Source organism: Blautia luti, from assembly GCF_033096465.1.
GTDB lineage: Bacteria > Bacillota > Clostridia > Lachnospirales > Lachnospiraceae > Blautia_A > Blautia_A luti.
On sequence record NZ_AP028156.1, the window covers coordinates 797,524 to 811,625 of the forward strand.

Here is a 14,102-nt window from a genome sequence, read left to right on the forward strand (position 1 = left end):
CTGACGTCTGCCAGTTATTTATGATAAGATAAAGTCGTCAAACAAACAGATAGAAGATTAAACAGATAATAATAAAAGAAACATACAAGGAGGAAAAGAATATGATCCGGAATCCAATACTTCCAGGCTTTAACCCAGATCCGTGCATCTGCAGGAAAGGAGACGACTATTACCTCGCAGTTTCCACTTTCGAGTGGTTCCCGGGAATCCCGGTTTATCATTCCAGAGACTTAAAGAACTGGGAATTATATACCCACGTACTGACAGATGATGAGAAAGTAGACCTGAAGAAACTTCCAAGTGCCAAAGGAGTCTGGGCACCGTGTCTGACTTACTGTGAGCAGGAAGACATGTTCTATGTTGTTTACGGAGTCATGAATTCCATGAACGCCAGATATTTCGATGTAGACAATTTCATGATCTGCGCGAAAGACATTAAAGGACCATGGAGCGAACCTGTATATCTTCATTCTTCAGGTTTCGATGCATCTATGTTCCACGATACAAACGGAAAGAAATATATTGTATCTCTGGAATGGGAGACAAGAGAGGGCTACGAGAAGCCAGGCGCTATCTGCATGGTAGAATATGATCCTGAGAAGAAAGAAATCGTAGGATATCCGAAACGGATCTGGTGGGGCGGTACAGATAGAGGATGTATCGAAGCACCGCATCTGACCAAACGCGGCGAGTATTATTATATTATGTGTGCAGAAGGCGGCACAGGCTACAATCACTGTGTTACAATGGGACGCTCCAGAAATGTCTGGGGACCATATGAAAAAGATCCGAAAAACCCGATTGTTACCAGTGTACCTGGAGAATCTTATGAAAGACAGGACCCGGATCATCTGAAACCGAAATATTATAATCCGGAATCCATTTTACAGAAATCCGGTCATGGAAGTTATGTGGAACTTCCTACAGGAGAAGTATATCTGGTACATCTCTGTGCAAGGCCATTTGTGCCGGAACTTCGCTGCACACTGGGACGTGAGACTGCCATTCAGAAAATGATGTGGACAGAGGATAACTGGCTTCGTATGGCTGATGGAAGTAATCTGGCGAAAATGGAAGTGCCGGAAAGCTCCCTTCCCGAATATCCGGTAGAAAAGACTCCGGATTTCGATGATTTCGACGAGGATGCGCTTGGAAACTTTTATTATTCTCCAAGGATTATGCCGGAGAGATTTGCAGATGTAAAAGCACGTAAGGGATATGTAAGACTTCGCGGACAGGAATCCCGAACTTCTTTAAATAAAGTAAGTATTCTTGCCAGAAAGCTTACCAGCGTATATGCAAGGATCACTACAAAAATGGAATTCGTGCCGGAAGTACATCAGCACAGTGCAGGTTTGATCCTTTATTACGACAACATGAACTATATCAACCTTCGTAAATATTACAGTGAAACACTGGGTCAGAGCGCATTATCTATTATTCATCTGGAAAATGGAGTAAAAACAGAGTTTCTGAATACCAGAATTCCGGTGGAAGATAAGCCAATTTATCTGAGACTTTATATTGAAGGACGTAAATCCTGGTTCGAGTGGAGCTATGATGGCGAAAATTATGAGAAGATCGGAAGAATTTTTGACACCACCAGATTTTCTGATGAATACTGTAAATACGGCGAATTCACTGGAACCATGGTAGGAATTACCTGTGCAGACCGTGTACTTCATAAGAAATGTGCAGATTTCGATTTCTTTGAATATAAAGCAGATGAAAGTCGTCAGGTTGAGTAAAATTTAAGTAGATATGCCTGGGCAATAATGTCAAAATAATAGACAAATATGTCAAAATAAGGGTGGATATTTCTGAGATATAGCAATATAATCAACTCAGTGTGAAAATTAATTTAAGGAGGATTTTTACAATGGGACTGCCATCATGGTTGGAGAATATTGTTTTTTATGAAATTTACCCACAGAGTTTTCTGGATACAGACGGGGATGGAATTGGAAATATTCAGGGAATCATTCGGAAACTGGATTATATCAAAGATTTAGGCTGTGACGGAATCTGGCTGAACCCGTGTTTTGCATCACCATTTTATGATGCAGGATATGATGTGGCTGACTATAAAAAGGTAGCACCACGTTATGGAACCAATGAGGACTTAAAGGAACTGTTCCAGAAAGCACATGAAAAAGGAATGAAAGTTCTGCTTGACCTTGTTCCAGGGCATACTTCCACAGAACATGAATGGTTTAAAGAGTCCTGCAAAGCAGAAAAGAATGAATATACAGATCGTTATGTATGGACGAATAACATCTGGGATGATTTTAAAGATGTTGGAAGTATCACAGGAAGCATCCGTGGTTTTTCTTCCAGAAACGGCTGTTGTGCTGTAAACTTCTTTTCTGTGCAGCCGGCCCTGAATTTCGGCTTTGCCAGATGTGACAAAGAATGGCAGCAGCCAATGGATGCACCCGGACCAATGGCCACAAGGGAAGCTATGAAAGATGTCATGCGCTTCTGGATGTCCATGGGATGTGATGGTTTCCGTGTGGATATGGCAGGTTCACTGGTAAAGAATGATGATGACCAGGAGGGAACAATTGCTTTATGGCAGGATTTTCGTAAATTTATGGATGAAGAATTTCCGGAGTGTGCCCTTCTTTCCGAGTGGGGAGATCCGGGACGTTCTTTAAAAGGCGGTTTTCATATGGATTTCCTTCTGCACTTCGGACCATCTCATTACCTGGATCTGTTCCGTGCAAAAGAACCTTATTTTTCAAGAAGAGGAAAGGGAGATATTTCTGAATTCGTAAAAACATATGAAGAAAACTATGCAGCCACAAACAGAGAAGGGCTGATGTGCATCCCGTCCGGAAATCACGACATGATCCGTATCAAAGAAACGTTGGATGACGAAGAAATCAAGATTGCATTTGCATTTCTGTTATCTGTACCTGGAGCACCGTTTATTTACTATGGAGACGAAATTGGTATGAAATATCTGTCCGGTATCGAATCTGTAGAAGGCGGTTTTGAACGTACCGGTTCCAGAAGCCCGATGCAGTGGAATCACAGTGCAAACGCAGGATTTTCAAGCTGTAAACCGGAAGAACTTTATATTCAGATTGATCCTGATAAAAATCGTCCGACAGCCCAGGATGCGCTGGAAGGCCAGAACAGCCTGTACACGGAAGTGAGGAAACTGATCGCAGTGAGAAAAGAGCATCAGGCATTACAGAACACAGCGCCAATGGAATTTGTATATGTAAAAGAATCCGCATATCCACTGGTATATAAGAGAACAGGAAAAGAAGAAACTGTCTATATTGTGCTGAACCCATCCGGACAGGATGTGGAATGTGAAGCAGAGATTCCGGAAAACGCACAGGTGATCTACTCCAATCACGACGAAGCGTTTTATGCAGAAGGTGTATGGAAAGTGCCTGCAGCTTCAGCTACTTATCTGGCTGTTTCGAACAAATAAATATAAAACTTGAAAACGGTGAGTTTTTATAGTATTGTAAGTGTTACGACACTTTGAATCAGAGACTGTCATGAGGCAGTCTCTTTTTATGAGACAGGATGAGGGGGGGATTTTATGGAGAGGACAAAAGAAAGATCACTGTTTTTCAGGAAATTTATCGGTGATAAAAAGTTTTACATGATGGTGCTGGCTGTGGCTGTTCCGATCATGATTCAGAATGGAATTACAAATTTTGTAAGTCTTCTGGACAATATTATGATCGGACGGATAGGCACAGAGCAGATGTCAGGAGCTTCTATTGTGAACCAGCTGATCTTTGTATACAACCTGTGTATTTTCGGGGGAGTATCCGGTGCGGGAATTTTTACTGCTCAGTATTTCGGACAGAAGGATCATGAAGGTGTACGCCAGACCTTCCGGTATAAATTCTGGATGGCTGTGGTACTGACAATCGGGACGATCATTTTATTTCTGACAGCAGGAGAAAATCTGATCAGTATGTATCTGCAGGGAGAAGGAACACCTCAACAGATTGCAGATACATTAAATTATGGAAAACAATATCTGCAGATTATGCTGATCGGTCTTCCGCCCTTTATGATGGTGCAGATCTATTCCAGTACATTGAGAGAATGCGGTGAGACAGTACTTCCAATGAAAGCAGGTGTTGTGGCAATCTGTGTGAATCTGCTGTTTAATTACCTGCTGATTTATGGAGCGTTCTTTTTCCCGAAACTGGGAGTGAGAGGTGCGGCAGTGGCTACTGTGTTATCCCGTTATGTAGAAGCTGCTATCGTGCTGAGCTGGACACACAGGCATACAGAGAAGAATCCTTTTGCCAAAGGTTTATATCATACGTTGAAAGTCCCGGTAGGACTGACGAAGAAGATACTGGTTAAGGGAACTCCCCTTCTGTTTAATGAAACTTTATGGGCTTCTGCTATGGCAATGCTAACTCAGTGTTATTCTGTACGCGGTCTGAATGTGGTTGCGTCTCTGAATATTTCCAACACTATTAATAATGTGTTTAATATTGTATTTATTGCTCTTGGAGATTCTGTGGCGATTATTGTAGGGCAGCTGCTGGGAGCAGGGGATATGAAGAAAGCCAGAGATACAGATAACAAAATGATCGCATTTTCTGTGATATGCTGTACCTGTGTGGCGATTGTTATGTTTGTTATGGCACCGTTGTTTCCAATGCTTTACAACACCAATGATGAGGCAAGAGAACTGGCAAAATATCTGATCATGATCACTGCATTTTTTATGCCGCAGAATGCCTTTCTGCATGCCACTTATTTCACGCTGCGTTCAGGTGGAAAGACTATTATCACATTCCTGTTTGACAGTGTATTTGTCTGGTGTGTCAGCGTACCTGTAGCATTTGTGCTGAGCCGTTTTACAGGAATCCATGTGCTGGCTATCTATACCTGTGTACAGCTTGCTGATCTGATCAAATGTGTGATCGGATTTGTGCTTGTAAAGAAAGGTGTATGGCTTCAGAATATTATATCATAGAATATGTAACATTGGGCTTGACTAACTCATAGAGTATAGTGTATCATCAGTGAAAGTCAGTGAGAAGCTGGCAGCAACTATTATTTTCTCTTTGCACTGCATTACATTCCAACAGAATGCGAGATCAACAGTACAAACTGAGCAGGCGATGCCCGCAGGATGAGAGATCAATCATACTCAGGGCGTGGGGCCGGGCTGCACGAAGCGGCAGCAGATATGAATATTACAGACATATCTGTGGGACAGTGTATGTTCCGCAGGTGTGTCTTTTTGTTTTTAGAAAAGTATATTTCAGAAAATGAAAAGACCCCGGGAAGACCGCACTTTGATAAGGAACAGGAGAGAATCTCCTGTGACGCAATGTATGTGACATAAGAAGAACCCGTAAGTTACTGTTCACTGGTAATATCGCGCGAATTTATGCGATTAGCATAAATTCTGTGTATTGTGAAGCGTATTACTGGGCATGGAGAGAACAGTAATACTTGTGAAATTAAGGAGGTCCTGGTTATGGAACAGACAAGACAGATCAATATGATCAACAATAACATGGAAACGAAGAAATCATGGAAGGAGAGAAATGTGAAGAAGGAAGAACCTGCATGGGAACATAAGGTGGCAATGAAAGTTTCCGGTGTGAGCATTGCAGTAAACCTTTTACTTTCACTGTTTAAACTACTTGCCGGAATCCTGGCACATTCAGGAGCCATGATTTCAGATGCGATTCACTCTGCATCAGATGTAGGGAGCACCTTTGTGGTGATCGTAGGAGTGAATTTGTCCAGTAAAAAATCAGATAAAGAACATCAGTACGGACATGAACGTATGGAATGTGTATCTTCCATTATATTATCTGGACTGCTTCTGGCTACAGGTATCGGAATCGGTATGAATGGTATCGAAAACATTATCAAAAGTACTTCAGGGGAGAGCATTGCAATTCCCGGAACTTTGGCACTGGTTGCAGCAGTAGTTTCCATCGTGGCAAAGGAGTGGATGTTCTGGTATACCAGAAGTGCTGCTAAGAAAATCAATTCCGGAGCATTGATGGCAGATGCATGGCATCATCGTTCAGATGCAATGTCTTCTGTAGGAGCATTTATCGGTATTCTGGGAGCCAGACTTGGATTCCCGATTCTGGACCCTCTTGCCAGTGTGGCAATCTGTATCCTGATCGTAAAAGCATCTGTAGATATTTTTAAAGATGCTGTAGATAAAATGGTTGATCATTCCTGTGATGAAGCTACAGAGGAGAGCATGAGAAAAGTAATCTCGGAAGTAAAAGGAGTCAGAGGAATTGATCTTCTTCAGACGAGACTTTTTGGATCCAAGATGTATGTAGACATCGAAATTTCAGCAGAAGGTGACATTTCACTGAATGAAGCACATGATATTGCTGAGAATGTTCATCATACCATTGAGGATAATTTTAAGGATGTCAAACATTGCATGGTACATGTGAACCCGGTGAATGAATAAAATATACGAAAGAATAAGATCCCTGCAGGATTGTTTCCTCTTATCAGAGAGGAAACAATCCTGCAGGGATCTTTTGAGTATTATTTATGTTGGTAATAAAAGACAGCTACCTGTGTCCGGTCACGAAGCTGTAGCTTATCCAGGATGGAACTGAGATAATTCCGTACAGTTCCTTCACTCAAAAATAATTCAGAAGCAATCTCTTTATTGCTGTAACCATTGGCGATAAGCTCTATGATCCGAAGTTCCCGTTCATTGATATCGCAGGCATTGTAATCAAAAGAGGGTGAGGAATGAAGCATTTGTGGAATCCGGGCGACGATCTCTGTGCCGAATACAGTCTGCCCAGAGAATACTGCCCGGAGGGCGGGAAGAATGCTGGCATAATCCTGTTTCAAAAGATAACCTTTCGCTCCCAGGCGGAGCGCTTTTATTATATATTCGTCATCAGAAAAGGTGGTCAGAAGCAGAATCCTGGCATCTGGAAATTCTTTCAGGATCAAAGCAGATGCCTCCAGTCCAGACATATTTTTCATGCGGATATCCATAAGCAGAATATCCGGCTGGTATCTGCGGTACAGCTCACAGGCTTCCTGACCGTCAGAACCTGTGGCAGTGATATTAATATCCGGATTGATCTCAAGAATTGTCTTTAAAGCGCCAGCCACCAGGCTGTCGTCGTCTACGATTATAATATTCATAAAAAACTCCAATATCTAATTGTTGTTTACAGATTTCGGTATGGTGATAAAGATCCGAAATCCGTTTTGGGTACTGATCTGCAGTGTGCCGTTCAGGGAATATACTCTTTCTTTCATATTCACCAGCCCGATTCCTGAGAAAGCAGGATCATAATGAATATCTGTGCCGTTATCTTCAAAGCAGAGCTGATACAGAGCAGGATGTTCCCTGATGAGGATTTTTACGGAAGAAGCATTGCTGTGTTTCATGATGTTAGACAGTGCTTCTTTTATAATGCTGATAAAGCAATATTTGATATTGCGTGGAATCTGATCAGAGATATCATAGGTGACACCTACCGGGCAGAAGGTGAAGTCGCGGATCAGGCTGTCAACAGCGTGTTCCAGATTGACAGATTCATCATGAAGATCGTGCACACTGGAACGGATGCTGTTCATGGCAGCATTAAGAGAGTCTTCCAGACTGTCCATCAGAGGTGCTGTTTTCGGATCATTGTTAACTGCCCGGACAGCCGCAGTAAGCAGGATAGAACGGGAAAGAACATGCCCTACATTATCATGGATTTCCCTGGCAATGCGGTTGCGCTCTTTCAGTGTTGCATTGTAGATTTCATAGTTCTGTTTTTCCAGAAGAGCGTGATTTTTCTCTGCCAGAATAAGAGTACGTTCTTCACTGTCGTCCCTGCAATGAAGAAAATCAAGTTCCAGTTTCTCATATTCTGAAGTGCTTTTTTCCAGAAAAACGGACAGCAGAACACCAAAAAAAATTGCGCATACAAGTACATCAGGAAATTCTTTCATACTCGGAGACCGGAAGAGGAAAATACCCGTGGCCCATAGCAGGAACAGCTGCAGATGGCTGTATAAGATAACATAAATAAAAACGGGATAAAACAAAAGAAAATCAGGCAGAACCAGGACTGCCAGCCCGTAAGTCAGAAACAGTAAAGCTGCTATTACATGATTTTCGAAGATGTAACAGCAGCACAGGAGGATGACGGTGCACAGCAGTGCACAGATAAAAATGCTGTCTGCATCTATGAAAAAAAGAGCTAGCAGGCTGTATAAGATCAATAAGCCGATATCCCGAAAATAACGCATGGTTTCCTCCCCCTTTCAAAATCTATCATACTATAATCAGGTGAGAAAATAAATGCATGGGACGAAAGATATGACATTTGTCATGAAAATACAATGACATTGTGCACTTGGATGAAGCTGAAGATTCGCATATAATATAAGTTGTAGAAAATGCTTCATGGGGACATATTTATGAAAAAGTGAAGAGCAGATCAAAGGAGGGAGAACATGTCACAGAATATTGTTCATATAGAGAATCTGGTAAAGAGATACGGAGAATTGACAGCATTGAACCATCTGAACCTGGATATCAGAGAAGGAGAAATTTTTGGTCTGCTGGGACCTAACGGCTCAGGAAAGACCACAGCCATAAACTGTATGTTGTCACTTCTGAAATACGAGAAAGGTCAGATTGAAATATTCGGAGAGCCTATGAGACCGGATAATTATCAGGTAAAGAAGCAGATTGGAATCGTGCTCCAGAATGTTGCTGTATTTGATGAGCTGACAGTACAGGAAAATATTGATTATTTCTGTGGTTTGTACATAGGAGATAAGAAAAAAAGAAAAGAACTGGTAGAAAATGCCATCCATTTTGTGGGGCTGGAAGACTACCGGAAAATGCGACCGAAGAAGCTTTCAGGAGGACTTTTAAGACGTCTGAACATTGCCTGCGGAATTGCCCATAAGCCCAGACTGATCATTCTGGATGAGCCTACGGTAGCGGTAGATCCACAGAGCAGAAACAAGATCCTGGAAGGAATAAAACAATTAAATGAACAGGGCTCTACCATCATCTATACTTCACATTATATGGAAGAGGTGGAACAGATCTGTACCAGGGTCGCCATTATGGACCATGGCAGGATCATTGCATCCGGAACAAAGGATGAACTGAAACAGATGATCAAAACAGGTGAGACTATCACTATTGAAGCTGTGATTCTGGAAGAAAATAATCTTAAAGAAATCCGGGAACTGGAGCATGTTTTTGATATACAGTATAGAAATCAGATTCTGACAGTCAGGTGTACACGCGCCAGACACAATTTGATCCGAATTCTGAATTATCTTCAGAACCAGGATATCGCATTTGGAAGGGTGTTCTCGGAGATGCCGACTCTGAATGATGTATTTCTGGAGATCACGGGTAAACAGCTGAGAGATTAAAGGGGGAGAGAACATGCTTCATTTATTAAAATATAATGTGAAGGTAAAGCTGAAAAATTTCGGAATGACGTTCTGGCCCCTTGCATTTCCGCTGATTCTGGGAACCTTGTTTTATTTTGCTTTTGGAAATATCAGTGATGCAGATTTTCAGACCGTACCTGTGGCTGTGGTGGAAGAAGCACATGCAGATCAGGTGTTCCTTGCATTTCTGGATCAGATCGAAGGAGGCGAGGATAAACTTCTGTCAGTGGAAAAAATGACAGATGAACAGGCACAGGATAAACTGGAAGCGAAAAAAGTTTCCGGAATTTATTATGTGGGAACAGAACCCTCACTGACTGTAGCATCCAGCGGGATCGAGGAAAGTATCCTTCAGTCGGTTCTGTCCAGTTATGAAAATACGAGAAGTACAGTGAGAAATATGCTGAAAACCCATCCGGAAGGAATCTTCGATGGACTTCGGGCTATGCTGAGACAGCAAAACAGCGTTCAGGAACTTTCATTGGGAGGCAGGACCATAGATGGAAACGTGCAGTTTTTTTATGCACTGATTGCCATGGGATGTCTCTACGGATGTTTCATAGGGGTTGGCACAGCCATCAGATTACAGGCAAATCTTACAGCTCTGGCAGCCAGAAGATGCGTCACTCCTACCCATAAGTTGAAGCTGGTCCTCTCAGAGCTGATTTCTTCATTTCTTCTGGGATATGTGGATGTGGTGATCCTCCTTTTGTACTTGAGATATGTACTGAAACTGGATTTTCAGGGACAGATGGGGAGAATGCTTGTGATCTGCTTTTGGGGTTCGCTGATCGGAGTTTCCATGGGGATTTTCGTGGGAAGCCTGGGAAAGATGAAAGAAGGGGTGAAGATCGGTATCATTTTGGGAATTTCCATGGTATGTAGCTTTCTGGCTGGCCTGATGAACAATATCATGAAAGATATTGTGGAAAAACATGCACCTTTTATAAACCGGATCAATCCGGCGGCACTGATCTCAGATGCATTTTATTGTATCAATGTGTATGATGATCCGGCACGTTATCACAGAAGTCTGATCACTCTGGCCGTGATGGGCGTGGTGCTGGTGACTGCATCATTTTTGCTGATACGGAGGGAACGCTATGACAGTATTTAAAGGCTATATGAAAATATTAAAAAAGAATGCAGGGCTGGTGGTGATGTATCTGGTGATCTTTTTCTCTGTAGCACTGGCACTGCAGGCAGCCGCTGGAAAAGAGGGCAGTGACAGTTATCAGAGCAAGAGTATTGAGATTGGGATGGTAGATGAGGACGGCCAGGCCCTGGCAAAAGGCCTCCGGGAATATCTGGGAAAGATCCATCACATTACCATGCTGGGAAATGACCGGGAAGTTCTGCAGGAGAATCTGTTTTACAGAAACGTGGAATATATCGTGCAGATCCCAAAAGATTTCACACAGTCCTGTATATTGGACGGAGAAAGCCTTAAGGTGACGAAGGTTCCGGGATCATATTCTTCTTATTATGTGGATCAGCAGATCAACAGTTATCTCAGTATGGCGAGGGCTTATCTGGCAGCAGGATTTTCCCAGGAAGAGGCTGTGAAGGCCATTGAAAGTGAGACACATAGTCAGGTGAAGACTCTGGCAGGCAATTCCGGAAATGTGGAAGCACCGGGGTATCTTTATTATTTCCGTTATCTTCCTTATCTGTTTCTGGGAGTGTTCTGTTATGTGATGGGATATATCCTTATGGCATTCCGTCAGGGAGATATTCAGAGACGAATGGAGGCGTCTGCAGTATCCATGAAACGTCAGAGCCTGGAAGGGCTTCTGGCAATGGGAGTAATGGGAATCACTTTGTGGGGAATCGGCATCGCAGGAGCAGGGATCATGTATGGCAAAAAGTTCTGCCAGTCCGGGAACCTGGGATATTATCTGGCAAACAGTCTGCTTATGATGGCAGTGGCATTGTCTCTTTCCTATCTGGTGGGAATGTTTATGAAAAACAGCAATATGCTCAGCGGAGTGGCCAATGTGATCTCTCTGGGAATGTGCTTTCTGTGCGGGGTATTTGTACCCATGAGTGTGATGGACCAGAAAGTCCTGAAAGTTTCCCGGTTTCTGCCAGTATACTGGTATGAGCAGGTCAACGAACTGCTGGGTGAATATACAGTTCTTCCGGATCATGTGGTTTCGAAGATTTATATGGCCATGGGAATAGAGGCGTTATTTGCAGTGGCTTTTGTATGTCTGATCCTGGCAGCAGGGAAATAGTTACTGTTCACTCCGTGCACAGTAACACGCTTCGCGATGCAGGGAAGATGAACCTCCTTGCGCAAAGCCCAAGGAGTATCGTTTGCTCCGCAAACTTAATTTATGCTAATCGCATAAATTCGCGCGGTATGTCTCGGGTTTTCTGTGATCTTTGCTCACAAAAAACACCTCGCGGGATATTACCTGTGAACAGTAACGGGAAATACAGAAGACAAAAGTAACTGTGGATTGATCTATTGCGTGAACGGAGACTTCATGTTATCATCAGGAAAGTACATGAAAAGTAAGGGAACAGAAAGGAAAGAGAAATGAGTATCCGTGTAATTGCATTAGATATTGATGGAACACTGACCAATAAGAAAAAAGAGATCACTCCCAGAACAAAGGAAGCTTTAAAGAAAGCACAGGAAATGGGAATTCGCCTGATCCTGGCATCCGGCAGACCGGATAAGGGTCTTATTCAATATGTAGAAGAACTGGAAATGGATAAATATCATGGATTATGTGTTTCCTACAACGGTTCCAGAGTATTTGACTGCCAGACGGGGGAGGTACTGTTCAATGAAACCATGACAGTAGAAGAGGGCAGGGCTGTGCTGGAACATATGAAGAAATTCAATGTTCGTCCTATGCTGTACAAAGGGGATTATATGTATGTAAATGATGTGTATGACTGTATGGTTACAGATGGGGACGAGAGCCTGAACATTATCAAATATGAATCGCGTAACTGTAATTATAAGCTCTGCGAAATGGATGATCTGGTGGAATTTGCAGACTGGCCTATGAACAAGATCCTGACAGCAGGAGATGACGTGTATCTTCAGGCACATTTCGAAGAAATGCGGGAACCTTTCAAGGATACGCTGAATTCCATGTTCACAGCTCCGTTCTATTATGAATTTACCAGGAAGGGAATTGATAAAGCCAAAGCCCTTGATACTGTCCTGACAGATCTGGGCTATAAATCTGAAGAACTTATCGCTTTCGGAGACAGCCAGAATGACAAATCTATGATCCAGTATGCAGGAATCGGTGTAGCCATGGAAAATGCCACCGACGAATTAAAAAACGCCGCAGACGAGATCACCCTGTCCAACGAACAGGACGGAATCGCTGAAGCATTATATAGGCATATTCCGGATTTGAACTGAAATCTATTAAGTCAACAAAAACAGGAGCATCCTGAAATTTGTGTAAATTTTCAAATTTCAGGATGCTCCTGTTTTTATCTGGGATATTTTCAAACCATTTTGAAATAAAATAAAAAGCCGGGAATCTTTTCAGAAAGATTTCCGGCTCGATGTCAGCAGGGGATGAGAGAATCGAACTCCCACCAAAGGTTTTGGAGACCCCTATCATACCATTTGACCAATCCCCTATATGTAATTTCTGTTGCAATTATACATATAAAAGCTACATTTGTCAAGCTTTTATATGCACAATTGCAAAAAACTAATGAACAGTTATTTCATAAAATCATAGATTTTCGGGTTATCATCTGGAGCCGGGTGTTGTTTTAAGCCGTAAACATTACGGATCCAGCCGGACCAGTGGGTCTGGGGATCATAGTGCAGGCCGTTGATGGTGATCCAGCAGTGGTCATATCCCACGACGATCTTAATGTTTTTATATCCCACCTCTTTCGCCATAGCTGCGAATGCACATGCGAAAGAATAACAGTTGCCTCTCTTGGTCTGAAGCATTTTCAGGGCAGTGCTTCGGTACCAGCCTTTCTGGTTTAAGTTGGGATCACTGCCGCCGTAGCTGAAATTCCTCCAGGATACAATATAATTCCAGCAGGCACGGAGCTTTTTCGCCTTAGTCATATTGGAACTGGTGAGGGAGGAAACTGTCTGCATAGTCTGCATTTTCAGAAGCGCGGCAGTATTTTTCCTGGCTGCTCCACTGGAAGTGAAATAGAGCTGTCCGTTTTCACGGGAACGGTTCAGATAGCATCTTCCTTTGGAATCTGCATAATACAGATTATTCCGGTAAATGAAATATCCGGTGGCAGGGTGTCCGTACTTGGAAATGATATAATATTTCTTATCATAAACCGTCACCATTTTATTCTGCTTATTCTGGATCAGACGTCCCTTCTCATCGAAAACATATACTTTATTGTTGATCCTGTGGGTGCCCTTGAAAGCGTAGCCGTCAGTTCCGAAATAGTATTTGGTTCCTTTGTAATTCAGCCAGCGGTCTTTCACCATGCTGCCGTTTTTGTAGAAAGAAATTTTATTTCCTTTCACAGTCAGCCCTTTGGGGGTGGATGCCTTCTGCGATGTGGCAGTGGGGTCTGCGGTTACGGTTGTCTGGGAGACCACTGTGGTAAGTTCCCGGGCAGAAGCGCCCTGTGGTGCAGCAGCCACACAAAGGACTGCCAGAAAAGCAGGGATTAATCTGGGTATTTTCATGCTTGTAATTCTCCTTCTTGTTTCC

At 42.8% G+C, this 14,102-nt stretch carries 11 protein-coding genes, 1 tRNA gene and 1 riboswitch; of the genes, 8 read left to right on the top strand and 4 right to left on the bottom strand.

The genetic code is table 11. From position 1 onward, the window contains the following. Positions 1-101: 101 nt before the first annotated feature. The 4 genes from R8695_RS03710 to R8695_RS03725 all read left to right on the top strand — a co-directional run bounded on the left by R8695_RS03710 (position 102) and on the right by R8695_RS03725 (position 6,448). Complete coding sequence (locus R8695_RS03710; protein ID WP_154780731.1) at positions 102-1,748, top strand: glycoside hydrolase family 43 protein; 1,647 nt, start codon at positions 102-104, stop codon at positions 1,746-1,748. A 131-nt stretch (positions 1,749-1,879) separates the two neighbouring features. Then, positions 1,880-3,448 (top strand): alpha-amylase family glycosyl hydrolase, encoded by a 1,569-nt coding sequence (locus tag R8695_RS03715; RefSeq protein WP_243139561.1) that lies wholly within the window; start codon positions 1,880-1,882, stop codon positions 3,446-3,448. 114 nt (positions 3,449-3,562) lie between these two features. Then, the gene (locus tag R8695_RS03720; protein ID WP_154780730.1) at positions 3,563-4,969 is read left to right on the top strand and encodes an MATE family efflux transporter; all 1,407 of its coding nucleotides are present in this window, start codon (positions 3,563-3,565) and stop codon (positions 4,967-4,969) included. 127 nt (positions 4,970-5,096) lie between these two features. Next, positions 5,097-5,217: riboswitch (NiCo riboswitch) on the top strand. A 373-nt stretch (positions 5,218-5,590) separates the two neighbouring features. Then, positions 5,591-6,448 carry a cation diffusion facilitator family transporter gene (locus R8695_RS03725; protein ID WP_334296264.1) on the top strand — a complete coding sequence of 286 codons (858 nt, stop codon included), beginning with the start codon at positions 5,591-5,593 and terminating at the stop codon, positions 6,446-6,448. Between the two features lie 80 nt (positions 6,449-6,528). Here the strand turns inward: R8695_RS03725 and R8695_RS03730 are convergent, their stop codons facing one another. Next, entirely contained in the window at positions 6,529-7,149 is a 621-nt protein-coding gene (locus R8695_RS03730; protein ID WP_154780728.1) for a response regulator, read from the bottom strand. 15 nt (positions 7,150-7,164) lie between these two features. Further along, positions 7,165-7,950, bottom strand: a complete 786-nt coding sequence (locus R8695_RS03735; protein WP_243139560.1) for a sensor histidine kinase — start codon at positions 7,948-7,950, stop codon at positions 7,165-7,167. Between the two features lie 519 nt (positions 7,951-8,469). On the opposite strand from R8695_RS03735, the gene R8695_RS03740 reads away from it, so the two are divergent. From R8695_RS03740 to R8695_RS03755, 4 genes are all read left to right on the top strand, one after another. Next, entirely contained in the window at positions 8,470-9,399 is a 930-nt protein-coding gene (locus R8695_RS03740; RefSeq protein WP_118510253.1) for an ABC transporter ATP-binding protein, read from the top strand. 13 nt (positions 9,400-9,412) lie between these two features. After that, positions 9,413-10,537 carry an ABC transporter permease gene (locus R8695_RS03745; protein WP_154780725.1) on the top strand — a complete coding sequence of 375 codons (1,125 nt, stop codon included), beginning with the start codon at positions 9,413-9,415 and terminating at the stop codon, positions 10,535-10,537. Further along, entirely contained in the window at positions 10,524-11,657 is a 1,134-nt protein-coding gene (locus R8695_RS03750; RefSeq protein WP_118510193.1) for an ABC transporter permease, read from the top strand. Before R8695_RS03745 ends, R8695_RS03750 begins: the two co-directional genes overlap by 14 nt. Before the next feature lie 308 nt (positions 11,658-11,965). After that, on the top strand, positions 11,966-12,811 hold the full coding sequence (locus R8695_RS03755; RefSeq protein ID WP_118510191.1) for a Cof-type HAD-IIB family hydrolase: 846 nt from the start codon (positions 11,966-11,968) through the stop codon (positions 12,809-12,811). Between the two features lie 156 nt (positions 12,812-12,967). Here the strand turns inward: R8695_RS03755 and R8695_RS03760 are convergent. Beyond that, a tRNA-Trp gene (locus R8695_RS03760) sits at positions 12,968-13,038 on the bottom strand. Positions 13,039-13,123: 85 nt separating this feature from the next. Then, the gene (locus R8695_RS03765) at positions 13,124-14,077 is read right to left on the bottom strand and encodes a transglutaminase domain-containing protein (protein WP_154780724.1); all 954 of its coding nucleotides are present in this window, start codon (positions 14,075-14,077) and stop codon (positions 13,124-13,126) included. Positions 14,078-14,102 lie beyond the last annotated feature (25 nt).